The sequence below is a fragment of the Acinetobacter sp. GRABPA_MV_2 genome (assembly GCF_056725885.1).
This window is the reverse complement of record NZ_JBWZNA010000028.1, coordinates 1-26,159: the sequence shown is the minus strand read 5'-3', so window position 1 is coordinate 26,159 and position 26,159 is coordinate 1. Positions and strand designations below refer to the sequence as shown.

The 26,159-nt window shown below is 38.8% G+C and carries 24 protein-coding genes and 6 pseudogenes; 18 read left to right on the top strand and 12 right to left on the bottom strand.

The window, feature by feature from the left end; genetic code table 11:
- Window positions 1–211: 211 nt before the first annotated feature.
- The 6 genes and pseudogenes from ACXM0J_RS17475 to ACXM0J_RS17450 form a co-directional block, all read right to left on the bottom strand.
- Window positions 212–902: pseudogene (locus ACXM0J_RS17475) on the bottom strand (IS5 family transposase).
- A gap of 195 nt (window positions 903–1,097) precedes the next feature.
- Window positions 1,098–2,012 (bottom strand): aromatic amino acid DMT transporter YddG, encoded by a 915-nt coding sequence (gene yddG / locus ACXM0J_RS17470; RefSeq protein ID WP_000925802.1) that lies wholly within the window; start codon window positions 2,010–2,012, stop codon window positions 1,098–1,100.
- Window positions 2,013–2,024: 12 nt separating this feature from the next.
- Complete coding sequence (locus ACXM0J_RS17465) at window positions 2,025–3,317, bottom strand: MFS transporter (RefSeq protein WP_000794339.1); 1,293 nt, start codon at window positions 3,315–3,317, stop codon at window positions 2,025–2,027.
- A 56-nt stretch (window positions 3,318–3,373) separates the two neighbouring features.
- The gene (locus ACXM0J_RS17460; protein ID WP_001094923.1) at window positions 3,374–4,612 is read right to left on the bottom strand and encodes a M24 family metallopeptidase; all 1,239 of its coding nucleotides are present in this window, start codon (window positions 4,610–4,612) and stop codon (window positions 3,374–3,376) included.
- A 115-nt stretch (window positions 4,613–4,727) separates the two neighbouring features.
- Entirely contained in the window at window positions 4,728–5,687 is a 960-nt protein-coding gene (locus ACXM0J_RS17455; protein ID WP_000941154.1) for a GlxA family transcriptional regulator, read from the bottom strand.
- A 166-nt stretch (window positions 5,688–5,853) separates the two neighbouring features.
- A pseudogene (locus tag ACXM0J_RS17450) lies at window positions 5,854–6,432 on the bottom strand (DDE-type integrase/transposase/recombinase); the annotation flags it as partial.
- An 89-nt stretch (window positions 6,433–6,521) separates the two neighbouring features.
- On the opposite strand from ACXM0J_RS17450, the gene ACXM0J_RS17445 reads away from it, so the two are divergent.
- The 4 genes from ACXM0J_RS17445 (at window position 6,522) to ACXM0J_RS17430 (ending at window position 9,627) form a co-directional block, all read left to right on the top strand.
- Complete coding sequence (locus ACXM0J_RS17445) at window positions 6,522–6,797, top strand: metal/formaldehyde-sensitive transcriptional repressor (protein ID WP_001133624.1); 276 nt, start codon at window positions 6,522–6,524, stop codon at window positions 6,795–6,797.
- A gap of 21 nt (window positions 6,798–6,818) precedes the next feature.
- Complete coding sequence (locus ACXM0J_RS17440; RefSeq protein ID WP_000842149.1) at window positions 6,819–7,931, top strand: S-(hydroxymethyl)glutathione dehydrogenase/class III alcohol dehydrogenase; 1,113 nt, start codon at window positions 6,819–6,821, stop codon at window positions 7,929–7,931.
- 228 nt (window positions 7,932–8,159) lie between these two features.
- Window positions 8,160–8,990 carry an S-formylglutathione hydrolase gene (gene fghA, locus ACXM0J_RS17435; RefSeq protein WP_000402510.1) on the top strand — a complete coding sequence of 277 codons (831 nt, stop codon included), beginning with the start codon at window positions 8,160–8,162 and terminating at the stop codon, window positions 8,988–8,990.
- Window positions 8,991–9,324: 334 nt separating this feature from the next.
- Complete coding sequence (locus ACXM0J_RS17430; protein WP_000920558.1) at window positions 9,325–9,627, top strand: putative quinol monooxygenase; 303 nt, start codon at window positions 9,325–9,327, stop codon at window positions 9,625–9,627.
- Between the two features lie 85 nt (window positions 9,628–9,712).
- On the opposite strand, the pseudogene ACXM0J_RS17425 reads toward ACXM0J_RS17430, so the two are convergent.
- Window positions 9,713–10,042, bottom strand: a pseudogene (locus ACXM0J_RS17425) (IS3 family transposase); the annotation flags it as partial.
- Window positions 10,043–10,226: 184 nt separating this feature from the next.
- Here ACXM0J_RS17425 and ACXM0J_RS17420 point away from each other — a divergent pair.
- From ACXM0J_RS17420 to ACXM0J_RS17410, 3 genes are all read left to right on the top strand, one after another.
- Entirely contained in the window at window positions 10,227–11,384 is a 1,158-nt protein-coding gene (locus ACXM0J_RS17420) for an iron-containing alcohol dehydrogenase (RefSeq protein ID WP_000931663.1), read from the top strand.
- Between the two features lie 85 nt (window positions 11,385–11,469).
- Window positions 11,470–12,147, top strand: coding sequence for a type 1 glutamine amidotransferase domain-containing protein (locus tag ACXM0J_RS17415; protein ID WP_000697979.1), 678 nt, complete (start codon window positions 11,470–11,472; stop codon window positions 12,145–12,147).
- Between the two features lie 203 nt (window positions 12,148–12,350).
- Window positions 12,351–13,478, top strand: coding sequence for an alkene reductase (locus ACXM0J_RS17410; RefSeq protein ID WP_000655283.1), 1,128 nt, complete (start codon window positions 12,351–12,353; stop codon window positions 13,476–13,478).
- 83 nt (window positions 13,479–13,561) lie between these two features.
- On the opposite strand, the gene ACXM0J_RS17405 is transcribed toward ACXM0J_RS17410, so the two are convergent.
- Window positions 13,562–13,792 carry a hypothetical protein gene (locus ACXM0J_RS17405; protein WP_001088959.1) on the bottom strand — a complete coding sequence of 77 codons (231 nt, stop codon included), beginning with the start codon at window positions 13,790–13,792 and terminating at the stop codon, window positions 13,562–13,564.
- A gap of 107 nt (window positions 13,793–13,899) precedes the next feature.
- On the bottom strand, window positions 13,900–14,505 hold the full coding sequence (locus ACXM0J_RS17400; protein WP_000805351.1) for a TetR/AcrR family transcriptional regulator: 606 nt from the start codon (window positions 14,503–14,505) through the stop codon (window positions 13,900–13,902).
- A 145-nt stretch (window positions 14,506–14,650) separates the two neighbouring features.
- On the opposite strand from ACXM0J_RS17400, the gene ACXM0J_RS17395 reads away from it, so the two are divergent.
- Window positions 14,651–15,670, top strand: a complete 1,020-nt coding sequence (locus ACXM0J_RS17395) for an NADP-dependent oxidoreductase (RefSeq protein WP_000859510.1) — start codon at window positions 14,651–14,653, stop codon at window positions 15,668–15,670.
- A 15-nt stretch (window positions 15,671–15,685) separates the two neighbouring features.
- A complete protein-coding gene (locus ACXM0J_RS17390; RefSeq protein ID WP_000631290.1) occupies window positions 15,686–16,324 on the top strand; it encodes a glutathione S-transferase family protein in 639 nt (212 codons plus the stop codon).
- A gap of 414 nt (window positions 16,325–16,738) precedes the next feature.
- On the opposite strand, the gene ACXM0J_RS17385 is transcribed toward ACXM0J_RS17390, so the two are convergent.
- The gene (locus tag ACXM0J_RS17385) at window positions 16,739–17,170 is read right to left on the bottom strand and encodes a PPC domain-containing protein (protein ID WP_000684953.1); all 432 of its coding nucleotides are present in this window, start codon (window positions 17,168–17,170) and stop codon (window positions 16,739–16,741) included.
- A 299-nt stretch (window positions 17,171–17,469) separates the two neighbouring features.
- On the opposite strand from ACXM0J_RS17385, the gene ACXM0J_RS17380 reads away from it, so the two are divergent.
- The gene (locus ACXM0J_RS17380; protein WP_000059636.1) at window positions 17,470–18,669 is read left to right on the top strand and encodes a tyrosine-type recombinase/integrase; all 1,200 of its coding nucleotides are present in this window, start codon (window positions 17,470–17,472) and stop codon (window positions 18,667–18,669) included.
- Window positions 18,670–18,702: 33 nt separating this feature from the next.
- Window positions 18,703–18,924 (top strand): annotated as a pseudogene (locus tag ACXM0J_RS17375) (antitoxin HicB).
- Between the two features lie 276 nt (window positions 18,925–19,200).
- Here ACXM0J_RS17375 and ACXM0J_RS17370 read toward each other — a convergent pair.
- On the bottom strand, window positions 19,201–19,452 hold the full coding sequence (locus tag ACXM0J_RS17370; RefSeq protein WP_000937271.1) for a hypothetical protein: 252 nt from the start codon (window positions 19,450–19,452) through the stop codon (window positions 19,201–19,203).
- A 194-nt stretch (window positions 19,453–19,646) separates the two neighbouring features.
- Here ACXM0J_RS17370 and ACXM0J_RS17365 point away from each other — a divergent pair, with 194 nt between their 5' ends.
- A complete protein-coding gene (locus ACXM0J_RS17365; protein WP_004658364.1) occupies window positions 19,647–19,868 on the top strand; it encodes a helix-turn-helix domain-containing protein in 222 nt (73 codons plus the stop codon).
- 251 nt (window positions 19,869–20,119) lie between these two features.
- A pseudogene (locus ACXM0J_RS17360) lies at window positions 20,120–20,773 on the top strand (IS5 family transposase).
- 246 nt (window positions 20,774–21,019) lie between these two features.
- Here the strand turns inward: ACXM0J_RS17360 and cadR are convergent.
- Window positions 21,020–21,427, bottom strand: a complete 408-nt coding sequence (gene cadR, locus ACXM0J_RS17355) for a Cd(II)/Pb(II)-responsive transcriptional regulator (RefSeq protein ID WP_001219642.1) — start codon at window positions 21,425–21,427, stop codon at window positions 21,020–21,022.
- A gap of 95 nt (window positions 21,428–21,522) precedes the next feature.
- On the opposite strand from cadR, the gene ACXM0J_RS17350 reads away from it, so the two are divergent.
- From ACXM0J_RS17350 to ACXM0J_RS17330, 5 genes and pseudogenes are all read left to right on the top strand, one after another.
- Window positions 21,523–22,419, top strand: a complete 897-nt coding sequence (locus ACXM0J_RS17350; RefSeq protein WP_009392494.1) for a cation efflux transmembrane domain-containing protein — start codon at window positions 21,523–21,525, stop codon at window positions 22,417–22,419.
- Between the two features lie 57 nt (window positions 22,420–22,476).
- The gene (gene lspA / locus ACXM0J_RS17345) at window positions 22,477–22,908 is read left to right on the top strand and encodes a signal peptidase II (protein ID WP_227556264.1); all 432 of its coding nucleotides are present in this window, start codon (window positions 22,477–22,479) and stop codon (window positions 22,906–22,908) included.
- 27 nt (window positions 22,909–22,935) lie between these two features.
- Window positions 22,936–23,868: an IS5 family transposase gene (locus tag ACXM0J_RS17340; RefSeq protein ID WP_000743262.1), complete on the top strand. Its 933-nt coding sequence runs from the start codon at window positions 22,936–22,938 to the stop codon at window positions 23,866–23,868.
- 199 nt (window positions 23,869–24,067) lie between these two features.
- Complete coding sequence (locus ACXM0J_RS17335) at window positions 24,068–24,397, top strand: four-helix bundle copper-binding protein (protein ID WP_004827037.1); 330 nt, start codon at window positions 24,068–24,070, stop codon at window positions 24,395–24,397.
- A gap of 346 nt (window positions 24,398–24,743) precedes the next feature.
- Window positions 24,744–26,159, top strand: a pseudogene (locus ACXM0J_RS17330) (HNH endonuclease); the annotation flags it as partial.

Sequence of the window (26,159 nt, the reverse complement as noted above, 5' to 3'; positions counted from 1 at the left end):
AATAAAAAAATGGGAGCTAAAGCTCCCATTTTTTTGTGACTTTTGTATAAGCTCTACTATGTTTATTTAAAAAAATTAAAAATAGAGACAGAAAATTTTCGCTAAAGACCTTTTTGATTTTTCGATTTATAAAAAGTATTGCTTTTTATACTATGGGGCACTATAGTATAAAAACTAAAAAATAAGGAGGTCTGATGTCTAGGGCATGTCCTCATTTGGCTTTGCACCAAATTAACATGCAAGCAATGTAAATCATAGACTGATAATTTCGTGCAAGCTTATCAAATCGGGTCGCTATCGCTCGGAAATGTTTTAATCTCGCAAAGGCATTTTCAACTAGATGACTTAAACGATATTAATACCGATCAAATTCTTTATTTTCTCTCTTACTATTTGATTTCATTGGGATGATCGGCACAATATTTTGCTTTCTTGGCAACGTCCTAATTTTTTCCGAATCATAACCTTTATCTGCAATCAGATAATCTGCCTCACCAATCAACTACTCCGCAACTTGGCTGTCATGGAGTTCACCTCTAGTGATTTTAAAATCAATCGGCAATCCATTCGCGTCGGTTGCAAGATGAATTTTTGTGGTTCTTTCACCTCTAGACCGTCCAATTGCTCGCTTGAAACCGTGCCGAGCTCCACTTGCATGCTGATGCGCGCATATGTAGCTTCCCTCAATGAATACTCATTCTTGATCCAATACGCCTCGTAGTTTAAAAAAATTTACCCCACAAGCCCTTACTCGCCCAACGATTAAAGCGGTTATATGCTGTTTTCCAAGGACAAAATTCTTCAGGAATATCACGCCATGTTGCATCTGTACATAATTTCCATAAGATGGCTTCCATGATATTTCTACCGTTCTTTGAACAATAACAACCATGAAATTGCATCGTAGACTGGATTTGTTGTCAAATATCATCGGTGAGTAGAGTTCGTGCCATTGAGAAATATACAAATAAAAAGAGGTTAAATCATTCTTTTAAATCTTTAAAATCAATTTTTCAAATGAGGACACGCCCTAATAGATAAACAGTTTCAATATCTTGACTTCGCTTAAAGTCTAGTATGTTAATTTTAGTATAACTCTAAATAATTTGTTTCTTTCGAGTCGCTAACCAACACAAAACTGCTCCTGCTGTCACCATTGCAACACCTTGCCAAAAGATAAAAGATAAGGACGTACTTAGAATTAATGCCGCAAACAAAGCTGATAGCACGGGAATAAAATAAGAAGCTCCAGCCATTAACGTCATGTTCCCTGAAATAATTCCAATATTCCAAGCACCATATCCCAAACCTAAAGCACCAGCTGCCATAATCAGAGTGACTGTATTGTCATAAGTAAAATTAAGAGCTGACCCACTCATGAGAAGGTATTTGATCCATAGTACAACTCCAGTCAAGGCAAAAAATATAGTGACTAGATTTTTACCCTGAGATGTTTTTACTGTCACAGAACAATATGCAGCCCACAAAATAGCAGCAGCAAAAGCTAAACCATAACTAAGAGGATTAGCTTTTAAATTAGTAAATATCTGAAAAAAATCAAATCCAGTATCTCCTCCTAATACCCAACAAATTCCAACTAAAGCGAATATGCAGCCAGGAATAATTAAAATATTGGCCTTAACGTTGTTAAAAATAATTGCGAATAGTAGAGTAAATGTTGGCCATAGATAATTAATCATGCCGACTTCGATTGCTTGTCTACTGTTTTGCGCATAGCCAATAGAAAGGGCAAAACATAATTCATAAGCAACAAATAAAAGGCTTCCCCACCATAAATAGGATTTTGGGATGGTAGAAAACTTAGGCATACCAACCATGAAAACTAAAATCATGGATGCGACACTGTAAATTAGAGCAGCACCAGCTACAGCTCCAAAGCTCTCACTGACACTACGCATTAAGCCTACATTTGTACTCCAAAATATGACAGCTGTAAGACCAATTAAAGTCGATATATTTCTATTGAATGTAGGGAGAGCATTTAAAAGCATAACCTATTCCTTTTAAGCCTTAGCATTGATTAAATGATGTGATTTCCTCTCTAATAAAGCCATACTTGCAAAAATTGCAACTATAACTAATAAGATACTAGGTGCTAAGGTATTAGCTGTTTGTTGAATTAACCAAGTTGCAACGAAAGGAACTGTTCCACCTAACAGTGCATTAGCAGTATTAAAACTAAAGGCAAAACCGGTATAGCGCACTTGTATAGGGAATTGTTCTGTTAAATATGCAGGTAAGCTCCCATCGTTCATTGCTAATAATGTGCAGAACATGAGCTGAATGATCACCATTTCAATAAAACTGGCAGTTGAAAGTAAGTAGAACAAGGGTACAGTCAGTGCTATAAAGCTTAGACCTGCCCAAAGCAACATTTTCTTACGTCCAATTCGATCTGAATATTTGCCCATCACAAAAACTACAGCAATATAAAATAGCAATGAAATTGACCCTGATATAAAGGCTTGGGATTTATTTACACCTAACTCTGTAGCTAAATAATTTGGCATATAACTAAAAATAAGATAGAAGGCGGTGGCATTTAAAGATGCAACTGCAAATGCTTTAAAAAGTGCTGGTTGATACTGAGTAAATAAGGCTTTGATTGGAAAATTTTCTTTGTTGCTATTTTTTTGATGTTCTAAAAACTCTGGGGTTTCTTCTAACTTTACACGGATATAATACCCGATTAAACCTAATGGTGCTGCCAATAAAAATGGAATTCTCCAACCATATTCGTGTAAAAACGCCTCTGACATGAAAGCGAACATCGCCGCTGCCATTAAAGAGCCGAGTAGTAAACCCGTTGCAGTACTTGCAGGAACTAAACTGGTATAAAGTCCTCTTTTTCCCTTAGGGGCGTATTCTGCAAGAAAATTTGCTGCACCAGCATATTCACCTGAAGCGGAGAAGCCTTGGATCATCCGGAATATTAATAACATAATCGGTGCAAAAATACCGATACTTTGATAACTTGGTAACAGTGCAATACATACCGTAGCCAGTGTCATTAATATAATCGACCACGATAGTGCATTTTTTCGACCAAATTTATCCCCAACATGCCCCCAAAAAATACCGCCTAATGGACGAAAAATAAATGAAATTGCAAAGATCGCATATGTAGCCATTAATGCGGTTAAAGGGTCACTTTTCGGGAAAAAAACCACTGCAATAACTGTTGCCAAAAAACCATATGCAGCATAATCAAACCACTCCACAAAATTACCAATAAAGCTGGCGCTAGCAACACGTCTTAGAGTATTTTTTTGCTCTATTTGATGATTGTTTTTCATTCTATTTACTCCTAATTAAATAGGCACTCATTTTCAGAGTGCCTATTTAAAATCTTTTATTTGATAATGTTATGTTCTGGACCATATGGGAATTTGGTAATATTTTCATTTCCTGATTCTGTAACGACCAAGATATCATGTTCACGGTAACCACCAGCCCCAGCCATTCCTTGCGGAATCATAATCATAGGTTCCATTGAAATCACCATGCCTGGTTCTATCACCGTATCAATATCTTCACGTAATTCTAAACCGGCTTCACGACCGTAATAATGTGATAACACACCAAAGGAATGTCCATAACCAAATGTGCGGTACTGCAATAAACCTTCTTCATAGAAAATTTCATTTAACTCTTTAGCAATATCACTGCAACGTGCACCTGGGCGAATGAGTTTTAAGCCAGCTTCATGCACCTTGACATTCGCCTCCCAAATTCGTAATGAAGCATCATCACAGTGATCAAAGAACTGTGTACGCTCTAAAGCTGTATAATAGCCAGCAATCATAGAAAAGCAGTTTAAACTTAAAATATCACCTTTTCGGACTTGGCGGGTTGTAACAGGATTATGTGCACCATCCGTATTAATGCCTGATTGAAACCAAGTCCACGTATCCATGAGTTCAGAGTTTGGAAAACGTTTGGCAATTTCACGTACCATGGATTGAGTAGAGGCTAAAGCCACTTCATGCTCTGGCACACCTTCACGAATTGCTGCAGTCACTGCAAAACCACCAATATCACATACTGCAGCACCTTGGGTGATATGTGCAATTTCTTCAGCAGATTTAATCATGCGTAGCTTCATGCATGCGGCACTAATATCCACAAACTGCACATTCGGTAAAACTGCTTTTAACTTGTTTAAACGTTCTAAAGGTAAATGATCAAACTCAATTCCTACACGGCCTTTATTTGGAATTTCTTGTGTAACCGCTTTAAAATAGTTATCACGCTGCCAGTCAGTATAAACTACGTTATAGTCGCCAATCGTACGACGCCAAGGTTGCCCAGCATCAATATTTGCTGAAATTGTCACCACTTTTTCTGGGCTAACCACCAGACCGTAGAAGCGCCCAAATGAACAATAAATAAAGTCTGCATAATAGTTAATGTTATGGATTGAACTAAATAGAATATGATCAATTTCTAGCTCTTCCATTAGTTGGCGTAACTTGCTCTGTCTATTTTGATACTCAGATAATGAAAATGTTGCAGAAACTTTTTCACCATTTTCAATGGTTAATAATGATGGTAGTTGTGAAGCAACAAAATTATTTACTAAAGTATTCATATATTTTCCTAGATCAATGTAATGTAATCAATGAGCTAAGCTTATGCAGAATATGAATAGGGATTTTTGCTAAAAGCGTCAAAAAGTTGTCAAAAACCGACAAGACTAAAAAACACTAATGAGCAAAATCCAGAATGTTACGTTCAAATTTGGGGGAATAGTTAAAAAAAGCTTTATAGGCTTTAGTAAAACTAGATACATTACAAAAACCACATGCCAAAGCAATATTTGAAATGTTTAACGTAGACTGTTTAAGTAGATTCTGTGCATAGGTGAGTCTTAGTTTTAAATAATATTCTTTTGGAGCCAATTGTAGATTCATTTTAAACAAGCGCTCTAAAGTACGCGGTTGAATTTTTACATGCTGTGCAATTTCAGCAATAGTTAAAGGCTCATTAATATTATTTTCCATTAAGCGCAATACTTCTTGAATCTGAAAATCAAGTTTTTTCTTATGTTCAGCAATAGGTTGATGTTGAATTTCATTGCTCTCACGCACTTGATGAACAATAAATTGCTCACAGATTCTTTTAGCAATATTTGGATAGTGTATTTCAACAAGTGCCAAGCCTAAATCAATCGCTGCAAGCCCACCAGAACAGGTAAAACGGTTCGCATCAATGGTAAAAATATGTGGGGTAAACTGTACTAATGGAAACTCTTCTTGTGCCGCTAAGGTATTTTCCCAATGAAGGCTAGCACGAAAGCCATTTAGTAGATTGGCTTTCGCTAATACATAAGCGCCTGTACATAAACCACCTAAAGCAATTTTTTGTTGATCCAACCTATATAAAAAATTCTTTAAGCGTACTGTCATATTTTTATAAAGTTGAAAACCACCACAAATAAAAACTATATCCATGTTCAGTAAATGTGACCAAACACAGGTATGTTGTATTTGAAGACCATTGCTTGCGCAGCTATGATGACCATCTAAACCCGTTACATTCCATTGGTATAAATTGTCTTCTGTAACATAATTAGCCATACGCAAGACTTCAACCATGTTTGAGAAAGCAATCATTGAAAAGTTATCGAGTAATAAAAAACCAATACGCTTAGAGTTTTGTAACATAAATTTAATGTTCTTCACTTTTTTCAATATTTTTATAAAGCAATTTTGAGACCACAATTTTGATTTTTTCAGATTTAAAAGTCACTTTTGTCTTTATTTCCATGAGGCTTTGTTGCATAAAGCCTTTGATAGCAGAGTGAACCGTACTGGGTTTGTAGGAGACTTTTTATTTAAGTTGGGCCACCTGAACTAACGGGTTAATTTTATCATAATACTTTGTTTCAAAATCAAAAGGCGATACATAACCAATGCACTGTGTACACGCTTTTTATTGAACCAATCTACCCAATTTAATATCGCAAGTTGTACATCTGCTTTTCAATAGTCAATCACCTCAGTTTTGTATAAGCCATTCACCGTTTCAGCCAAAGCATTATCATAGGAATCACCAGTTGTACCGACTGATGCTCCTAAATTTGCTGCCTCTAACAGGAAAACGAATAGAAAGATATTGCACACCTCTATTTAAATCATGAATTACATTCTTTGGCATACATCGGTCACGTAATACTTGCTCCAGTGCATCAAGCACCATATCTCTATTCATCCGTGTTGATACTTTCCATCCAACAATTGCGCGTGAGAACACATCAATAATAAGGGCGGTATAGACCTAGCCTGAATTTGTTTGAATATAGCTGAAGTCTGCGACCTGACATACAAAAAGCACTGCTTCGCAAGGGTCAGGATGATCAGCACTAAAATTACGGTTCACCAAGCCAACTGCCCGTTTTTGGTCATCTCGTACAAAGCCTTTTCGATTTATAAAAAAATATTGTTCTTTTTTATACTATAGGGTACTATAGTATTAACACTAGCAAATAAGGAGGTCTGATGCCTAATCAGGTTGAAGACAAAAAAAAGATTCTTCTACGCGTCAGAAAGATCAAAGGTCAGACGCAAGCGATTGAAAAAGCGTTAGAAGACAATGTGGAATGTGGTGCAATTCTGCAACAAATATGCTCTGTGCGCGGTGCTATTAATGGTTTAATGAATGAAATGTTGGAGGTTCATTTAAAGGACACTTTAGTATCAGGTGAAACCACAGAACAACAACGAAAAGAAGAATTGGCTGAAATCGCCAAGATTTTAAAATCATATTTAAAATAGATCTGTATAAGGAATTATTCCATGAAGTCACGTGCTGCTGTTGCGTTTGGTCCTGGTCAACCTCTTCAAATTGTTGAAGTTGATGTTGCACCACCGAAGAAAGGTGAAGTATTAATCAAGATCTCCCATACCGGTGTGTGTCATACAGACGCATTTACTTTATCTGGCGATGATCCTGAAGGTGTTTTTCCCGCTATTCTCGGGCATGAAGGTGCTGGTGTTGTAGTTGAGGTTGGTGAAGGCGTGACTAGCGTCAAACCAGGTGATCATGTAATTCCACTTTACACTGCTGAATGTGGCGAGTGCGTATTCTGTAAATCTGGAAAATCGAACTTGTGTATTTCCGTTCGCGAAACTCAAGGTAGAGGCGTAATGCCAGATGGTACCACTCGTTTTTCCTACAACGGTCAACCGATTTACCACTATATGGGCTGCTCAACGTTCAGTGAATACACTGTAGTGGCAGAAGTATCATTGGCTAAAATCAATCCTGAAGCCAATCACGAACATGTCTGCTTACTGGGTTGTGGGGTAACAACGGGTATCGGTGCAGTACATAACACGGCTAAAGTACAAGAAGGTGATAGTGTTGCGGTCTTTGGTTTAGGTGGTATTGGTTTGGCAGTCGTACAAGCCGCACGTCAAGCTAAAGCAGGGCGTATTATTGTGGTTGACATGAATCCAGATAAATTTGCGCTGGCAAAAGAGTTTGGTGCAACGGACTTCTTGAACCCTAAAGATTACGATAAACCAATCCAGCAAGTAATTGTCGAAATGACTGGCTGGGGTGTAGATCATTCATTTGAATGTATTGGTAACGTGAATGTGATGCGTGCAGCCCTTGAAAGTGCACACCGTGGCTGGGGACAATCCGTAATTATTGGTGTAGCTGGCGCAGGTCAGGAAATCTCTACCCGTCCATTCCAACTGGTTACTGGTCGTAAATGGCTAGGTTCTGCCTTTGGTGGTGTAAAAGGTCGTACGCAACTTCCAGGAATGGTTGAAGATGCCATGAAAGGTAAAATTCAATTAGAACCATTTGTGACACATACGATGGGCTTGGATCAGATCAATGAAGCCTTTGATCTAATGCATGAAGGTAAGTCAATTCGTACTGTAATTCATTACGAATAATTGCGTCAGACCTTATACTTTTCCATGCATGTGCATCATGAATGACATGCATGGAATCCTCTAAAACGGCACATCATCTGTAAAACAGATCTATCTGTGTAGGCATCGTGTATAGGTTCAATAAACCTGCCTACATTTTAAATCTTTATCACTATTCTCTGTGGAGAATGTAAGACTCTTTGTTTACTTGATTTCTCATGAAGTCTTGCTCAACATAGGTAATTGATTATGGAAATAATTGAGAAGCATGCTTCTTTTGGTGGATCGCAAGAAGTGTATCGCCATCAGTCAATAGCATTAAACTGTTCAATGAAATTCTCAATATATCTGCCACCTCATGACAAAGATGAGCGGTTGCCAGTGTTATATTGGTTATCAGGATTGACTTGCAACGAACAGAACTTTATTACTAAAGCCGGAGCACAAAAGTATGCGGCTGAACATAAAGTCATTATTGTTGCACCAGATACCAGCCCACGTGGAGAGGATGTACCAGATCATGCAGATTATGATTTAGGCCAAGGCGCAGGATTCTATGTGAATGCAACACAAGCACCCTGGTCGCAGCATTTCAAAATGTATGATTATATTGTGGAAGAGCTCAGAAATCTGATTGACCTGAATTTTCCGACCAATCAAGTCCAAAGTATTATGGGTCATAGCATGGGTGGTCATGGTGCATTAGTAATTGGATTAAAAAATCCTGAGCTGTATAAAAGTATTTCTGCTTTTGCACCAATTGTTGCACCTAGCCAAGTACCTTGGGGGAAAAAGGCTTTTACACACTACCTAGGTGAAACCGAAACTTTATGGAAAAGCTATGATGCGATTGAATTAATCAAAAACGCTGAAGTTCATTTACCTATTTTAGTCGATCAAGGAACAGCTGATGATTTTCTTGAAGAACAGTTAAGGCCTAAGCTTCTTAGTGATATTTGTTTGGAACAAGAATATCCTCTTACACTTAACCTAAGAGAAGGGTATGACCATAGCTATTACTTCATTGCGAGCTTTATAGAGAAACATATAGAGTTTCACAGCAAATTCCTAGCTAAATAACTTTCATAGATATGAGGATGTACAATATTGTTCTTGAATGCTTCTTGAGCAATATAATTTCCAGATGAAGAGGTCAGCTTATAAAGCTAAGGTAGAGTCAATTGATCCTTATATAAATAAGATTGAATTTAATCATCTCATATCTTGATTTTTTGATTCAAATGTTAATGATATTAACTTGAATAAATTCATAGCATTATGTCGAAATAAAAACCTAAATTTTGGCTCAGCTATGGGAATTTTTTCTAACTTTTATACAACAAAACTTTCTGACATGCATACATTAGCAATGTCAGAATCAGTTTGAATTCTAATCAATTATGGAGTTTTAGTCATGCTTAAAACAGCTTTATATGTCCGTCTTGAAGCTAAACCGGGTAAAGAAGACGAAGTGGAAGCTTTTCTTAAAGCCGGTTTACCTATTGTAATGGAAGAACCTGCGACAGTTGCGTGGTTTGGCCTACGTCTTGGACCTACAACATTTGGTATTTTTGATGCATTTCCTGATGAGGCGGGTCGCCAAGCGCATTTATCTGGCAAGGTTGCAGCTGCGTTGATGGCTCAGGCCGAAGAGCTATTTTCAGAGCCACCGTCTATTGAAAAAGTAGATGTTTTGGCGAGTAAACTACCAGCTTAAACCGATGCTTAAATGTATGAGGGTGCTGTCTGAAATTTTGAATGTAAGGCAGCACTTCAACCCTATGATGTTTGTCAGAGGCTTTCTATTCAAGTTGGGCTACTTTATTTAATGGCTTAATCTCATCATTTACAAGGGTCAATATCCAAAACAGGGTAAATAAACAAATGCAACTATTTACACGCTTTATATTGAACCAATCTATCTAATTTACTGTCGCATTTGTACATCTGCTAAACCGTGCCAATCTGCTTTTAAAATATTTAATCATTGCTATTTTGTATGAGCCATTCACTGCTTTAGCCAATGCGTTCACGACCATGTCAGTAGTCATGCGTGTTGATACCTTCCATTCAACAATCGCTCGTGAAAATACATCAATAATAAAAGTGGTATAGAACAAGCCTGAATGTGTTTAACCATCACTAAGGTCGGCAAGCTGAAATAATTTTTATAAAAATAGACGACTGGTCTATTTTTGTGTATAGTTAGCACATAGTGCAGTCAAAAGCCGCAGTGTTGTCCAATTTTTTTAAAGTTTATTTGATGAATAACGGTGGTTTTTCAAATCAATTAGCTGATCATCCTAGGATAAAAATATGTTGAATTTTAACTTTTATAATCCGACTCGCATTATTTTTGGTGGCGATACAATAGCTAAAATCAATGACTATGTGCCTACAGAAGCAAAAGTATTAATGTTGTTTGGTGGTGAAAGTGCACGTAAGAATGGTACTTTAGCTGAGGTGCGTGAAGCATTAGGTGCAAGAGAAATTCATGAATTTGGCGGAATTGAGCCGAATCCGAGTTATGAAACCCTCATGAAAGCTGTAGAGCTGATTCGAGAACAAAAGATAGATTTCTTGATGGCTGTCGGTGGCGGATCGGTAATTGATGGTACTAAATTTATTGCAGCAGCAGTCAATTATACAGGGGATACATGGGAGATTTTAGAAACCCATGGTACTAAAATTACTCAAGCTTTGCCTTTTGCGAGTGTACTCACCCTTCCGGCAACTGGTTCAGAAATGAATAGCGGTGGGGTAGTAACCAGAAAATCGACCCAAGCCAAATTGTCATTTAACAGCCCCTATGTTTTTCCGCAATTTTCCGTACTGGATCCGAATAAAACTTTTAGCTTGCCGACGCGCCAATTAGCAAATGGCGTGGTCGATGCATTTGTTCATGTCATGGAACAGTACTTAACTTACCCTGTCAATGCACAAGTACAAGATCGTTTTGCCGAAGGTCTATTGCAAACTCTGATTGAGATTGGACCGAAAATCTTGGAAGATTCAGCAGATTATGACACGCGTGCGAATTTGATGTGGGCTGCTAGCATGGCACTGAATGGGCTAATTGGAGCTGGTGTACCACAAGATTGGTCAACTCATTTGATTGGGCATGAGCTCACGGCTTTACATGGTATTGATCATGCTCGTACCTTGGCCATTGTGTTGCCGGCCAATCTACAAGTGCGTCGTCAAGAGAAGCGAGAAAAATTACTACAGTATGCAGCTCGAGTCTGGCAGATTGTCGAAGGTGATGAAGAACAACGTATTGATACTGCTATTGCTCGTACTCGAGCCTTCTTTGAGCAACTTGGATTGCCGACTCGTCTTAGCGATTATGGACTGGGGGAGACAGATATTGAGATCATCATTACGCAACTTAAATCACACAATCTTACACAGCTAGGCGAACATAAAACTGTTTCATTAGAGATCAGTCGCCAAATTCTCGAGACGAGTATCTAAATAAGCGTATCTGTCATGGTCACGTTACACGACAAGTGATCATGCAACAATGCTCCTCAATCCTGAAAAATATCGGAGAAATAACATGAAAATTTTAATCGTTTTAACCTCACATGATCAACTTGGCAATACTGGTAAGAAAACAGGTTTCTGGCTAGAAGAACTTGCTGCACCGTATTACACCTTTATTGACTCTGGTGCTGAAGTTACGCTGGCGTCGCCTCAAGGTGGGCAGCCACCACTAGATCCGAAAAGTAATTTGGCCGATGCGCAAACTGAAACCACTCATCGTTTTGAAGCTGATCCAACTGCAATGCAAGCATTGGCACAGACGCATAAACTTAGCGAAATTTCTGTAGCTGATTATGATGCAGTGTTTTATCCAGGCGGGCATGGCCCATTGTGGGATTTAGCAGAAGATCCGATTTCAATTTCTGTGATTGAACAGGCGATTCAGTCTGGCAAACCTGTTGCAGCAGTGTGTCATGCCCCGGGTGTTTTTCGACATGTGAAAGCGAGTAATGGAGCGCCTTTAGTTAGCGGTAAATTAGTGACTGGTTTCACCAATACTGAGGAGGCCGCTGTAGGTTTGACTGAAATTGTACCATTTTTAGTCGAAGACATGCTTAAAGAAAACGGTGGTCATTATTCTAAAGTGGATGATTGGCAAGTATATGTTCAAGTAGATGGCTTGCTGGTTACTGGACAAAATCCAGCATCTTCTGCTGCAACCGCTACAGCATTACTTCAATTGTTGAAATAAAGAGTAGCTAGTCTCTGTTGTGGTGCTTAGCAGTGAATAAACTTCTGACTCTGAGCAACTGGCGCAATAAGCAAAATAACCCTCACTTAATGGTGAAGGGCCTGAGTGAATAGCTTTCCTTCCTTTATTTTTCTATATACAGGAAGGAAGGTTATTTTTTTTAATTTAGATCAATTAAGCCATGATGACTTGGATTCAATGAAATGAAAGACAGCAAACTTTTTCAAAACTTAAGCTTAGGCCCTTATGTTTTGCAAAACCGTATTGTATTGCCACCATTAACGCGGTCGCGTAGTACTCAGCCAGGGAATATTCCAAATGAACTGATGGCAACCTATTATCAACAGCGTGCCGGGGCAGGATTTATGGTGACCGAAGGTACGCAAATCGAGCCACGTGGTCAAGGCTATGCTTGGACTCCCGGTATTTACAGCCCTGAACAGATTGCTGGATGGCGTAAAGTGACGGAAGCAGTGCATGCTAAAGGAGGCATTATTTTTGCACAACTTTGGCATGTTGGGCGTGTTTCACATACATCTTTGCAACCCGATCACGCATCACCGGTCGCGCCCTCGGCTATTAGGGCTGATAGTAATGTTAAAGTCTTTATTGAAACCGGGCCCAATGCAGGGGCCTTGGCTGATCCTTCAATGCCACGTGCTTTAAGCAATGCAGAAGTTAAAGAATTAGTGCAACTCTATGCTCAAGCAGCGCGTAATGCATTGGCTGCTGGTTTTGATGGGGTTGAAATTCATTGTGCAAATGGTTATTTGGTAAATCAATTTATCTCTGCACATAGTAACCACCGTGAAGATGAATATGGTGGATCACTAAACAATCGTTTGCGTTTTTTACGTGAAGTAGTACAGGCAGTTGCTGAGGTGGTTGGTGCAGATCGTTTAGGAGTGCGTTTTGCCCCGCTATTTGAAAGTACAGAGGAAGATCGTGTTTATATGGGGTTGGTTGAAGATGATCCACATGTGACTTATATTGAAGCCATAAAAATACTTGAAGAAGTTGGGATTGCCTATTTATCGATTGCAGAAGCTGATTGGGATCATGCACCAGAACTTCCTCATAATTTTCGTAAAGATGTCAGAGACACTTTCAGTGGTCGGATTATTTATGCAGGTCGATATACGGCAGAAAGAGGGACTCGAATTTTAAAGGCAGGGCTGGCCGATTTAATTGCATTTGGACGCCCATTTATTGCGAATCCAGATTTACCCGATCGCATCGCCAATGGCTGGCCATTGAATGCAGTAGATGCAAGCACTATGTATGGTGGGACGGAAAAAGGCTATATTGATTATCCAGCTTACGCAGATTAATATTGACTAAGTGAGTTATTTTGCCAACCTTTGTGGTTGGCAAAATAAGGACTTAGGATTGCTGTTGCCAGCATAAATTCTTATTAAAACAAATTCTTAAAAATTTTTAGCTGTGTAATGAGCCAACCTGCCAGTGGGAAAGAAATCAGTTGCGTTACTGGCACTAATACTATGACTTCAATCAACACCATCATCGGGAAACTTTGATGCTGAGTAATTGGCTTTAATAAAGTGAGTACCAGTAATAGTGTGGGATATAAGCCTAAATATCCGACTAAAATACGAGTCATGAGGGCTTTAGGAGAAGAATTCATTGTGCGCTATACTCATGGATTGTAAATTAATCTAATAGCAACACATTAATAACTAATCATTGGGCTGCTGTCATTAATTATGTAATTGATATTTAATCTAAATTTTATCAATCTTCACTTTTTAATAGAAATTTAGTTGCTCTCAGAGCTTGATGTAATGGTGTTTTATCTTTTTGCAACTTACTCAGTAATGCTGCACCTAACCACATTTGGTAAAGTACTTGTGCCAACGTCGAGGCCTCAGTATTTGCTTGAATAGACTGATCCTGTTTTCCCAAATCAATTAAACCAGCAATACGTTGGATTACATCATCCACGCCAGCGGACATAATGGAACGCATATCTTCAGATAGATCGGCAACTTCTGCGGCAAGTTTCACAATTAAACAGCTATTCGCCCAACCACAGTGTGTTTCAGGATCTTCTATCCATAAATTAAAATACTCAATCAGCTTTTGATAAGGGGATTTATCGCTACGCCATACATCATTTAAACGGACTTGGTAATTATCCACATAATGCTGTACCAATTCACATCCGAAAGCTTCCTTGGATTGGAAATAATGATAAAACGAGCCTTTGGGGATCTCACAGCTCTGTAAAATTTCCTGTAATCCTACGCCAGTAAAACCTTTATGCAAAATCAGGTCTGAACTGGTGTTAAGAATGTGTAAGCGCTTCGCTTCAGACTTTTTAATAGGAGTAGGCTTCATATTAATTATTTACTCTATTGTAAAAAAAATAGACCAGTCGTATTGTTTTTTATTATAACTCATCTACAATGGATGTAAAGAAATTTTAATCATAATTTTTGATTATGAAGAGAAATACTTTTAAATAAAACATGGAGTTATATGTGTGAAAACAGTTATTAATCAACGCATCGTTTTAGCTAAACGGCCAGTGGGTGAGCCAAAACACAGCGATTTTCGTATTGAGCAAGTTGAGCTCAATGAACTTAAACAAGGCGAGATATTGTTAAAAACCATTTACTTGTCACTCGATCCTTATATGCGTGGTCGCATGAGTGATGCTCCCTCATATGCAGCACCGGTTGAAATTGGCGAAGTGATGGTCGGTGGAACAGTCAGTCAAGTGATGGCCTCTAAAAACCCAAAATTCAAAGAAGGCGAGTGGGTTCTTTCTGGAAATGGTTGGCAGGGCTACGCAATTTCTGATGGGACTGCATGTCAAAGCTTAGGTATGCAACCCGAACATCCATCTTGGGCATTGGGTATTTTGGGGATGCCTGGCTTTACTGCTTATATGGGGTTGTTGGACATTGGTCAGCCTAAAGCCGGTGAAACTTTAGTCGTTGCAGCTGCAACGGGACCTGTTGGTGCTACAGTTGGACAAATTGGCAAACTTAAAGGTTGTCGCGTGGTTGGCGTCGCAGGTGGGGCTGAAAAATGCCATTATGCAGTACAAGAACTCGGCTTCGATGCTTGTATCAATTATCATGATGAAAATTTTGCAGAACAATTACAACAAGCAGTTCCCAACGGTATTGATATTTATTATGAGAATGTAGGGGGTAAAGTGTTTGATGCGGTATGGCCATTGCTTAACTCTGCGGCACGTGTACCGGTGTGTGGTGTGGTTTCGCAGTATAACGCTACCGAGCAAGCACAAGGGCCAGACCGTTTACCTGGCTTTATTTCCACTCTTTTAAGAAAGCGTATTCGCATGCAAGGCTTTATTATTTTTGATGATTATGGCAATCAGTATCCGGAATTCAATCAGCAAATGTCTGAATGGTTGAAAGACAGAAAAATCAAATATAAAGAGCATATGGTGCAAGGTTTAGATAACACGATCAATGCTTTCAATGGTATGTTAAAAGGCAAAAACTTTGGCAAAGTGGTTGTAAAAATTTAAAAAAATAGGAATATTATGATTACACTACATCATTTAGATCAATCACGTTCTTTTCGCATTTTGTGGTTACTTGAAGAAATCAAGCAGCCCTATGAGCTGAAAAGCTATTATCGTGACTCAAGCACGCATTTGGCCCCTGAATCTTTAAAAAACATCCATCCTTTAGGGAAATCTCCAGTATTGGAATGGGATGGCAAAGTTATTGCAGAGTCAGGCGCAATCGTTGAGTTATTAATTCAGAAACTTGCGCCGCATTTAGCACCAGATATGGATGAACCTACCTATGTCGATTATCTACAGTGGATTCATTTCTCAGAAAGCTCTGCCATGCTGCCATTTTTATTAAAAACGTTTAATGCGATTGAAACCAAGCAGGGTACGAAGTTGGTATTTCTAGAAAATTATACTCAAGTTGAGTTCGATAAAGTATTCGGCCATTTAAATGAATATTTAAAAGATAAAGAATTTCTAGTGGCAGACCGTTTAACCGGTGCTGACTTTATGATGGGCTTTGGACTACATGCTTTAGTTTATCATATGGGACAAGGTGAAAATTATCCCCATATCCAACGTTATGTAGCAGGTTTAAGCCAACTACCTAGCTGGCAAGCCGCAGTACAAATTGAACAAAATGGTGTGAAAAGTCAAAAATAGCAAGATTGATTTTTTAAAGGCAATTTAGAAAAAGAATCGTGATTGTCAAGTACATCTAGTTATAAAATAAGCTGACACTTATTTAAATTAAACGCCTAATGAATTTCATCGGGCGTTCTCTATTTTAAAGATAAGGAATTACCATTATTTAAGACAAGTTTCGCCTATTCTTCCCATCAAATTCCTATCAAAAGAGTTTGAATATCACGACGGTTACGTTGAAAGATATAATCAACTTCTGAAAGAAAGAAACGTGACTAACGCACAGCAAGATTAAATTATTCCTCGGGGTATTAAACAAGTAAACTACATCATTTTACTAACATAAACGCATATACGTAAAAATCACGCCCCGTTTAACTGGCAATAGTTTTTGAACCCTTGTATAAAAGTTTAAACGAATCTAGCAAGTCTTTATTTAATGTTAATACTCATCCAGTATTGAGGTTTTTTATCTTTTCTTGCCTGTGATCTAGGTTGTAATACTCTAATTTCATACTCACCTGAAGCAGGTAAAATATAAATACCATTATCATCAAGCTTTGGAGAATATTCTCCAAGATTGATGGAGTCTTTTAATTGATTACCCCATAAGTAAGTTTCAACATTTCCTCCAGTCAACCTCACTTTTAACTTTTGCCCTTTTTTAGCATAAAATTTGTAGGAATCATACTTGTATCCATCTATCCTTCCGTAATAATTTGCAGAGTAAGCTTTTTTAGCAAACTTAACTACAACAGTCTTTCGTATATCATTGTTATCATTTGCAAGTGCGGCAGGGCTAAGCATAGTTAAAGTTAGGGTCATAAAAGCACCAGCTAGTAATTTCGTATTCGCTATTTTCATAAGGTTACCTTAATTCTTGTATCGCCCCTGACATAGTAACATAAGTAATAAGTAACCATGAATCATGGAACAGAACTGTGAATAGTCATAACATAGAGTTGCACTTCAAATGTTAATTTAAGACTTGCGAAATCAATGGTTAATTAATTGGTCACTAAGGAATAGCCAATCTATATATAAACTTTATTTAACAAATACTTATAAAAATATATGATGCGTATCATACGCATCATATATAAAGCGTTCTATTTTGATATAATTGATCCAATCAACCCCTTATTAGGTTTCATTTAAATTCCATGAGTCTTACTGATATTAAAGTTCGCCAAGCTCATTGCAAGGAAAAAACCTGTTTTTTATCCGATGAAGATGGGCTTAGCCTGAAGATTGAGCCGAGTGGAAGAAAATCTTGGTGCTATCGCTATACAGATCCACAAACTAAAAAACGTCGACGCATTCAGTTAGGTCTTTATCCTGATTTATCGCTGAAAAAGGCACGACAAGTCAGAGATGACTTTAAAGACAATAATTTCTGTTTTGAACATGATACTGCCTCTAATCTTATCACCTTTGGTAAGGTCGGGGAGGAGTGGTTACAGTTCAAACTGAAGAATGCCTTCAACGATCTACCCCGCTGTGGTGTACTACAGTTAGCAGAAAGATGCTTACAGCAAGATATTTATCCAGACCTTCAGGATTTACCTTTTCAAAACATCAAGCGCTATGACCTGGTTTCAGTAATCAAAAAAATAGAGGGACGCCAAGTAAAAGAACCTGTCAAAAAAGCTTGTAGTTATTTGAACCAAATTTATGACTACGCTGTAGCGATGGGTTATTGTGAGTTCAACATCGCTCATGGTTTAAATAAAATCACCATTAACAGCAAAATCAAGAAAAATTATCCGTATTTGAAAGCGGAGGAAATATCTGATTTTAAGAATAAATTACAAAAATTGGATGCCCATCCCATTATTAAAAAAGCACTGATGTTCAAATTACATACTGGCGTGAGAGGGGCCGAATTGTTATTGGCTGAGCCTCATCATTTTGATTTAAATGAAAAAATCTGGAAAATACCTGCCTTGCATATTAAACAGTTTCGACGAAAAGTCATATTAGGCCATGAGATTCCAGATTTTTTAGTTCCACTTTCAAATCAGGCTTTAGAGATTTTGAAAGACGTCATGCAGTGGTCATACGGTGAAAAATACCTTTTTGCTAGCCCTCGCAAACACAATCAACCGATTCATTTTAATACTCTAAATATGGCCATACGTAAGATGGGGTATGGCAAACATCAACTATCTTCTCATGGATTACGTTCTACTTTTAGTACCATTTTGAATGACTCAGGTTTGTTCCAAGATAATTGGATTGAGGCACAACTTTCACATATTGATAAGAACCGTACCCGTGCCAGCTATAATCACGCTGACTATTTAGCTCAACGGACTGAAATGATGCAGTGGTGGGGTGATTATTTAAGTACTAGTAAGTGAAAATCGTACTTTTATACATAAACTTAAAACATGATGGGGTGTCAAATGGATAGTAAACAATATACTTACCGTGTTAAATGGTCAGCTGAAGATAATGGGTATGTTGGGTTGTGTGCTGAGTTTCCATCATTGTCTTAGCATGATGCGGATCAGTCTAAAGCATTCTCAGGAATAGAGGAGCTCGTTGCTGATGTTGTCGCTGATATGATTAGCAATAATGAAAAAGTTCCTACACCACTCTCCGGAAAAATATAGTAGGCAATTTATTGTCCTTGTTCTCAGTGGTTCAACAAAAACTAGCCCTCGAAGCTGCAGAACGTAGTGTGGGCATGAATCGTTTAGTATCAGTAAAAAGAGCTATGTAATTTTAGTCTTTACTAAGGTCTAGTAGGAGTGAGTGATAAAGCAGGAACAAGAATTTATGCTTCATATACTCTGTAAATCGTATGAATTTGAATTAATAGGTATTTTAAAAGAAAGTTTTCTTTGATTTAGTGTTTTTATATAAAAAAAATAATTTTTAAAAATAACTTAGGCTAATTGATAAACACTATCTGGAAAGATTAAAAGAAAATATTTTTTAATTTCTGCTAATTCATTTAAGGCAGGTTCTCTTTCTAGCAGTTGAAATGTCCAAATAAGTACAGCCTGATGATTATCATAGCAAGTATTTACTCCAAGAAAATTAGCCAATCCATAACTTCTATTGATGTTCATTTCTTTAATTAATTGATTTCCTAAGTCACGAGCTTGCTGGCTGATTAATAACTCATTTGGTAACACGGCGGTCATCTCCACAAAAAAATCTAATGCAGGTTCAATCCTTATATTTAAAAAGTTATAATTTAATTGAAATGGATAAAATATACTTTCTATAAGTTGTAATAACCTGCTGTAGGTTAATTTTAGCAAAGTATTACTCAGGCAACAACTTCAAATAACCCACAGCAAGTTATTTTTTGTAAATTAATTTAAATATGATTACTTGTAAGTTATCTAGCCTCATGGGCGATAGAAAAATTTTAAAATTAAGTGAAGTGGTGCATGCAACAGGTATCAATCGCAACACGCTCACAAGTATGTATTATGACCGTGCTGTACGTATTGAATTACCAGTCGCCGATAAGTTGTGTAAGTACTTTAACTGTACGATGAATGATTTGTTTGAGTTTAAGGAAGAAGTTGAAGAAAAAGATTAACTTAATACTTCGTTTGATAAGTTTTTCGAAGAAAAAGACTAGCCAATACTTAGTTTGATAAGTTTTTCTCTGCAGATCTAATATTGAATTTTATAAAATATCATTACAAACAGATACTAATTTCATTACTTCTAAAATGAAATCAATCGAATGGTAGAGTTTTTTTGCTATTTGCATTTTAAGGTGGGATTTTGAGGCCTTGTTGCGCAAACCTACCGATAAGGTCTTATACAGCAATAGCCTACACCTAAATTTATCGTACACCGAATTGGTCATCCTACAATCATGCTTTGATCAATCATGGTAATTTTACAATTTGGTTTGATACTAAGATTCAATGATATTCGCAGTCACAAGGAAAACATGGTCGAAATCAAACTTATTCTGACATAGCCATTCAGTGCTATCTCATGATTAAATCCTTATTTCGTCTTTCTGTATGCATGGTGACTGGCTTTGTCCAAAGCTTGATTAAACTTTGCGGATTAGATTGGACAGCTCTGGATTATTCAACCATTCGCAGAAGACAAAAGCATATTGATATTCAAATTAGCTATGAAAAGAGTTGCAATGGACTGCATCTACTCGTTGATTCCACGGATTTGAAGTTCTTAGGTGAAGGTGAATGGAAACGTAAAAAGCATTAGCCGAAATATCGTCGCCAATGGCGTAAACTTCATATTGGTATAGATACTAAAACCCTGCTAGGTAGAACACTATGGAAAAAATGGTCAGGCTATCATCGCCGAAGTTTGGTCGAAACAAAGATGCACTGCATCAAATTATTAGGCGATAAATTAATGGCAAGAAGCTTTCCTAGTCAGATGAGTGAAATTCATGCTCGCGTAGCAGTCCTCAACAGATTTATGGAATTAGGCCGACCTAATACCCGAGTTGTAACTTAAATTTGAGTTGCTTAGGAAAACTCAATCTTTAAAGGCTTTATGCAACAAAGAACTTCGAAATTGATTTATGGATTATGAGCACCCTAAGGGCTTATAATTCAAAATATTTTCAATTATGGGGTGGTGAATTTTGGATAAGGTGAAAGCAAAAAAAAATAGGGTAAGCGGATTAAATGGTTGATCTTACCTTTGCATGAGAGTGAGGCAAACCGGCATCTCATCGGATTATCTGGTTGGCACTCCAACCTACTGCTGATGCATGCTTCCCTCGCTAATTCCAGCAAGAACCCCACACGCCTTAACTTCCCGGTCATCGTTGCAACGCGCTCTTAGTGAAACGAGTTGTTTCTCAAGCGCCTGTAGAGCGGTTATCTGCGAGCGCACATGAGAGATGTGATCATCGAGCAAGGCATTGACAGCGGTACAGGACTGATGAGGGTCGTCCTGATAGCGCTTTAGTTCGTGAATTTCTGCCAGTGACAGATCCAGGATGCGGCAGCGACGAATAAAGGCCAGCCGCTCAACGTGTTTCTCGGTATAGACACGGTAACCGTTCTCCTGCCGACCAGGCGGCGGCAACAAGCCCTGCCGTTCGTAGAAGCGGATCGTCTGTGTATCTACCCCTACTGACTGTGCCAACTGACCAATACGCATCGGGTTCCTCCGCAACGGATTCTCTACGCTATTGACATTATAGCTACTATATAGTTTTAAATGAAAACCCGATCACATTCAAGTGGAGTCATATCATGAGTAAAAACTGCGGAGGCCCCTGTGGCGACCATGCAAGGCCTGCGTCGGATACCGATATGCAGGCCTCCTCCGATGCGTCGGGGGAATGGGTCAGTGTTTATGCCGTGCCGAAGATGGACTGTCCATCAGAAGAGCGCATGATTCGCCTGGCCCTGAACGGCGTTGAGGGGATTCGGGCACTGTCCTTCGACTTGTCGAACCGCCGGTTGAAGGTCGTGCATGACGGTGAGGTCGAGCCCGTCACCTCGAAACTGAAGACCTTGGGGCTAGGCGCCTCGCTTCAGGAAACCGTCGCTGCAAATCCGGAGACCATCAAGGCCGCCGAGTTTTCGGCAGCTTCTGCTAAGCAAGAATCCGGGACCCTGCGCTGGTTGCTCGGCATCAATGCACTTCTGTTCGTGGTGGAAATGACTGCCGGTCTGATCGCCCGGTCCACTGGCCTGATTGGAGAATCCCTGGACAATTTTGCCGATGCGGCGGTGTACGGGCTTGCCCTTTATGCGGTTGGACATAGCGTGAAAATGCAGGTACGTGCCGCGCATCTTGCTGGTGTACTGCAACTGATCTTGGCTGTGGGCGTACTCATAGAGGTGGTGAGACGCTTTGTATTCGGTAGTGAGCCTGAATCGCTGGTGATGATGGCTATCGCATTCGTCGCATTGATTGCCAATACCAGTTGTCTGCTGCTCATATCCAAACATCGGGAGGGCGGGGCGCACATGAAGGCAAGCTGGATATTCTCGGCCAACGACGTGGTGATCAACCTGGGGGTCATCACCGCCGGCGCTCTGGTCGCGTGGACCGGGTCCAATTATCCGGATCTGATTATCGGCACCATCGCGGGGGTAATTGTACTTAACGGTGCTAGACGCATTCTGGCGCTCAAGGATTAAGCAATGTCCATTTTTGGCAAACATCTGTCACCGTACGCTCTGTTGTCCATATCGGGCCTGCTGGCAGCGTCTGATCAGGCCATAAAATGGCTGGTGCAACAATCAATGGCATATGGCGAGTCTATTTCAGTGACCTCATTCTTTAACTGGGTACACGTATGGAATACCGGTGCCGCATTCAGTCTTTTTGCGAATGGTGGAGGCTGGCAGCGCTACTTTTTTATCGGAATCGCGGTAGTGGTCTCGATTTTTCTGATCAAGCTGATCCTTGAAAATCGTCATAAAGGAGAAGCCATCGCTTACAGTCTTATCCTCGGTGGCGCCATGGGCAACCTGATTGACCGGGTCTTTCGCGGCTATGTTGTGGATTCCTTTGATTTCTATTGGCGAGACTGGCATTGGCCGGCCTTCAACCTGGCTGATATTGCAATTGTCCTCGGTGCCTTACTTTTAGTTTCCAGCGGCTTTGTTGCACAAACCTATCTGTAAAGGCTTTTTCAGCGATATAATTTTCAAATGAAGAAGCCTACACACAAAATCTACCGCACAACCAATTGGCCCGCATATAACCGAGCACTCATTAATCGCGGAAATATTGCCCTTTGGTTTGATCCTGCTACGCAATGGTATGCTCCATCAAAAGGCAAACAAGGGCGAAATCAAACCTACTCCGACGCAGCCATCCAATGCTGCTTAATGATTAAATCCTTATTCCGTCTATCTTTACGTATGGTCACTGGCTTTGTGCAAAGTCTGATTAAACTTTGCGGATTAAATTGGACCGCACCAGATTACAGTACGCTTTGTAGAAGACAAAAGCATATTGATATTGCAATCAGCTACCAAAAAAGTAGCGATGGGCTGCATCTACTCGTAGACTCTACAGGGATGAAGTTTCTAGGTGAGGGCGAATGGAAACGCAAGAAACATGGAGCTGAATATCGTCGCCAATGGCGTAAACTACATATTGGTATAGATGCCAAAACCCTACAAATACGCGCTATTCAGCTCACAACCAATAATGTCTGTGATTCACAGGTGCTTGGTGATTTACTTAATCAGATTCCACAAGATGAGCAGATTGACTCTGTTTATACCGATGGAGCTTATGACACCAAGCAATGCCGTCAGGTCATTGCAGATCGGCAAGCACATGCGGTGATTCCACCTAGAAAAAATGCGAAACCATGGAAAGATACAAAGAGTAGCTCGCTAGAGCGAAATGAATTACTTCGAACAATTAAACGTTTAGGTAGGACACTATGGAAAAAATGGTCAGGCTATCATCGCCGAAGTTTGGTTGAGACTAAAATGCACTGCATCAAATTATTAAGAGATAAACTCAGTGCAAGGAGCTTTGATAGCCAAGTCAATGAGGTTCATGCACGTGTAGCAGTCCTCAACAGATTTACGGAATTAGGTCGACCACTTACCCAAGTTACGCCTTAAATTTGGCTCAATTAGGGGCGCTTTGCCTTTCAAATCTTTGTGCAACAAAGCCATTTGGAATATAAATAAGATTTAGTTAAAATTAACATTATTCATATAAATTAACATTATGTATTACATTTACTAATAATTTAAAATAATTAGTAGAAAAAAATTATGTTTTAATTATTTCTTTGATTATATAAGTTGAGAGTAAAAAATGATTAATACGGAATTTTCAAAGTGTATTTCTGCATGTACAAACTGTTCACTTATTTGTACTGAATGTGCAACTTCTTGTTTAAAAGAAAAAGATTTAGAGATGATGCGTGAATGTATTCAACGTTGTCTAGAATGTGCAGATATTTGTCAGTTATGTGTGCGTATGCAACAACATAACTCACCTTTCCTCAAAGAGATTTGTGAGCTTTGTGCTAAGATCTGTGAATATTGTGCGGAAGAGTGTGAAAAACATTCACATGATTATTGTAAAAAATGTGCTGAGGCTTGCCGTCAGTGTGCAGAAGAATGTCGAAAAATTGCCATGTAAAATACTTCAATAATGTTAATTATATGGCTCTAGACTAACATAATCATTCTACTAGTCTAGAGCCTTTCCTAAAATTAACATAATACACCTTATACGAAATTCTTATATTTTTTTCTTTATTTTTCAATGGTATAATACAATCTTTAAAGCCCCTTTTCTCCAATCGGGGCTTTTTTATGATTTATTACGTTCTCTAATCCCCCCATTTCTCTTAGGTCTCTTTTGTTAGCGCTGACTGGATATTGACGGTCATTTAATTCACAGCTTTAACCAAATCGAACTATATACATTTTCAAATTTCGTACTTGAGCGAAAGTAGGAAAGTGTTGCCTGGAGAGAATAAGAAATGGGTTCTACACGACTATTGACCAATATTATTCAGCGTAAAGTCATGTTGCCAGAAGAAATGTCACCTTCAATGCAGCGTGACAATTTTGAAGTGACACTGACTGATTTTGAAAAGCATCCAATCATCAAATGTTTATTTAAGGCGGATAACCAGCGTTCTACGGAATGTTGGAGCGTGCAAGAAATTGCAAACTTTATTGAGGATTGCACAGAAGATCAAAACATCAATTTATGCATTTTGTATTGGAAAGATATACACAGCAATATTTACATTATTGATGGAGCACATCGTCTTTCCTGTATCTATGCGTGGATCAATAGATATTTTGCGGATGAGCAAGTCCCTCAAGCACCTAATTTCAATGATCAACAAAAACAAGATATTCGTTACCTCCGCAATTATTTAGGAGATCTTGCTGATTTTCAAAAAATTTGTACTGATGCCGAATTTGCAGAAAAAAAAATCGAAATTAGGCGATATTAAAATCAGTTTCCGGCAGGTACTGGGGACTCCGGAAGATGCGCGACGGGTATTTCAATCTATTAACTCAGATACTAAACGTTTAGATAAATATGAGGAATATCACCTAAGAAATCGCGGTAGTGACGCGTATTATGCGATCTATGCCTGTTGTTATATCAATGACAATAAATCTAACCTAGAAGAGCTCCAATATACACGTTTAAATGAGTTGATTGAGTTAGGGGAGAGGATCCACCAGTTACTTTTTTCGACCATTTTATTAGACAATGAAATGAGTCATGGCAAAAAAATTGGCCTGGTCAATGAGCTGATGAATATCATTGCGGGTGATCAGATTCATAATATTATGAGTCTGAATCAGGGGGAGCGCGTTGAAAACCTAATGTCGCATCTGTTGACCATTCTTTGCAGAATAGCGACGCCTGTAAAAAATGCTGGGGTTCCGAGTTTGGGCTTACATCCATACTTATATTTTTATAAGGATCAGAGTTTTCAGATTACTTCTTTTCTTGCATGGTTTTCAATTGTGTATGAAATTCATGAAAGCCGCATGCAGATTCATCATCGAAAGATTAGTTTCAAGGACTTCACCCGGGTACGCCGTAGTATTGAGTTCTTGATCGCCAATTTCCCCGTGGCGACCACCGAAACGGTCGGCAAGTTCGGCAGTGGTATCAAGGGCTATGATCGGCTACAAATTGTCTATAAAGCCTTTATTTGCTTAAGCTTGGAAATGGAGGTTGATTTTGATGATGAGGAATGCCTGAATACCTTTATTCTGTCCATGTCTAAGGCCTTCAAGTACATAAACTTTAACGAGTTTTATGTCGAAAGATTTTTGGGTGGTTATGATGATGCAGTCGTCAAGCATGTGGTGGGATATGTGGAGTCGATTAGTCCAATTTCTCGGTCAAAGCCCAAGGCCTTTTC

What these genes read in the sequence shown, in the direction of transcription:
- fghA (WP_000402510.1), top strand. Translation starts at nt 8,160, where the DNA reads ATGGAAATAATTGAGAAGCATGCTTCTTTTGGTGGATCGCAAGAAGTG.
- ACXM0J_RS17340 (WP_000743262.1), top strand. Translation starts at nt 22,936, where the DNA reads ATGAAGAAGCCTACACACAAAATCTACCGCACAACCAATTGGCCCGCA.
- yddG (WP_000925802.1), bottom strand. Translation starts at nt 2,012, where the DNA reads ATGCTTTTAAATGCTCTCCCTACATTCAATAGAAATATATCGACTTTA.
- ACXM0J_RS17385 (WP_000684953.1), bottom strand. Translation starts at nt 17,170, where the DNA reads ATGAAAATAGCGAATACGAAATTACTAGCTGGTGCTTTTATGACCCTA.
- ACXM0J_RS17400 (WP_000805351.1), bottom strand. Translation starts at nt 14,505, where the DNA reads ATGAAGCCTACTCCTATTAAAAAGTCTGAAGCGAAGCGCTTACACATT.
- ACXM0J_RS17410 (WP_000655283.1), top strand. Translation starts at nt 12,351, where the DNA reads ATGAAAGACAGCAAACTTTTTCAAAACTTAAGCTTAGGCCCTTATGTT.
- ACXM0J_RS17455 (WP_000941154.1), bottom strand. Translation starts at nt 5,687, where the DNA reads ATGTTACAAAACTCTAAGCGTATTGGTTTTTTATTACTCGATAACTTT.
- ACXM0J_RS17350 (WP_009392494.1), top strand. Translation starts at nt 21,523, where the DNA reads ATGAGTAAAAACTGCGGAGGCCCCTGTGGCGACCATGCAAGGCCTGCG.
- ACXM0J_RS17380 (WP_000059636.1), top strand. Translation starts at nt 17,470, where the DNA reads ATGAGTCTTACTGATATTAAAGTTCGCCAAGCTCATTGCAAGGAAAAA.
- ACXM0J_RS17420 (WP_000931663.1), top strand. Translation starts at nt 10,227, where the DNA reads ATGTTGAATTTTAACTTTTATAATCCGACTCGCATTATTTTTGGTGGC.
- ACXM0J_RS17460 (WP_001094923.1), bottom strand. Translation starts at nt 4,612, where the DNA reads ATGAATACTTTAGTAAATAATTTTGTTGCTTCACAACTACCATCATTA.
- ACXM0J_RS17445 (WP_001133624.1), top strand. Translation starts at nt 6,522, where the DNA reads ATGCCTAATCAGGTTGAAGACAAAAAAAAGATTCTTCTACGCGTCAGA.
- ACXM0J_RS17415 (WP_000697979.1), top strand. Translation starts at nt 11,470, where the DNA reads ATGAAAATTTTAATCGTTTTAACCTCACATGATCAACTTGGCAATACT.
- cadR (WP_001219642.1), bottom strand. Translation starts at nt 21,427, where the DNA reads ATGCGTATTGGTCAGTTGGCACAGTCAGTAGGGGTAGATACACAGACG.
- ACXM0J_RS17405 (WP_001088959.1), bottom strand. Translation starts at nt 13,792, where the DNA reads ATGAATTCTTCTCCTAAAGCCCTCATGACTCGTATTTTAGTCGGATAT.
- ACXM0J_RS17430 (WP_000920558.1), top strand. Translation starts at nt 9,325, where the DNA reads ATGCTTAAAACAGCTTTATATGTCCGTCTTGAAGCTAAACCGGGTAAA.
- ACXM0J_RS17365 (WP_004658364.1), top strand. Translation starts at nt 19,647, where the DNA reads ATGATTACTTGTAAGTTATCTAGCCTCATGGGCGATAGAAAAATTTTA.
- ACXM0J_RS17390 (WP_000631290.1), top strand. Translation starts at nt 15,686, where the DNA reads ATGATTACACTACATCATTTAGATCAATCACGTTCTTTTCGCATTTTG.
- ACXM0J_RS17440 (WP_000842149.1), top strand. Translation starts at nt 6,819, where the DNA reads ATGAAGTCACGTGCTGCTGTTGCGTTTGGTCCTGGTCAACCTCTTCAA.
- ACXM0J_RS17465 (WP_000794339.1), bottom strand. Translation starts at nt 3,317, where the DNA reads ATGAAAAACAATCATCAAATAGAGCAAAAAAATACTCTAAGACGTGTT.
- ACXM0J_RS17335 (WP_004827037.1), top strand. Translation starts at nt 24,068, where the DNA reads ATGATTAATACGGAATTTTCAAAGTGTATTTCTGCATGTACAAACTGT.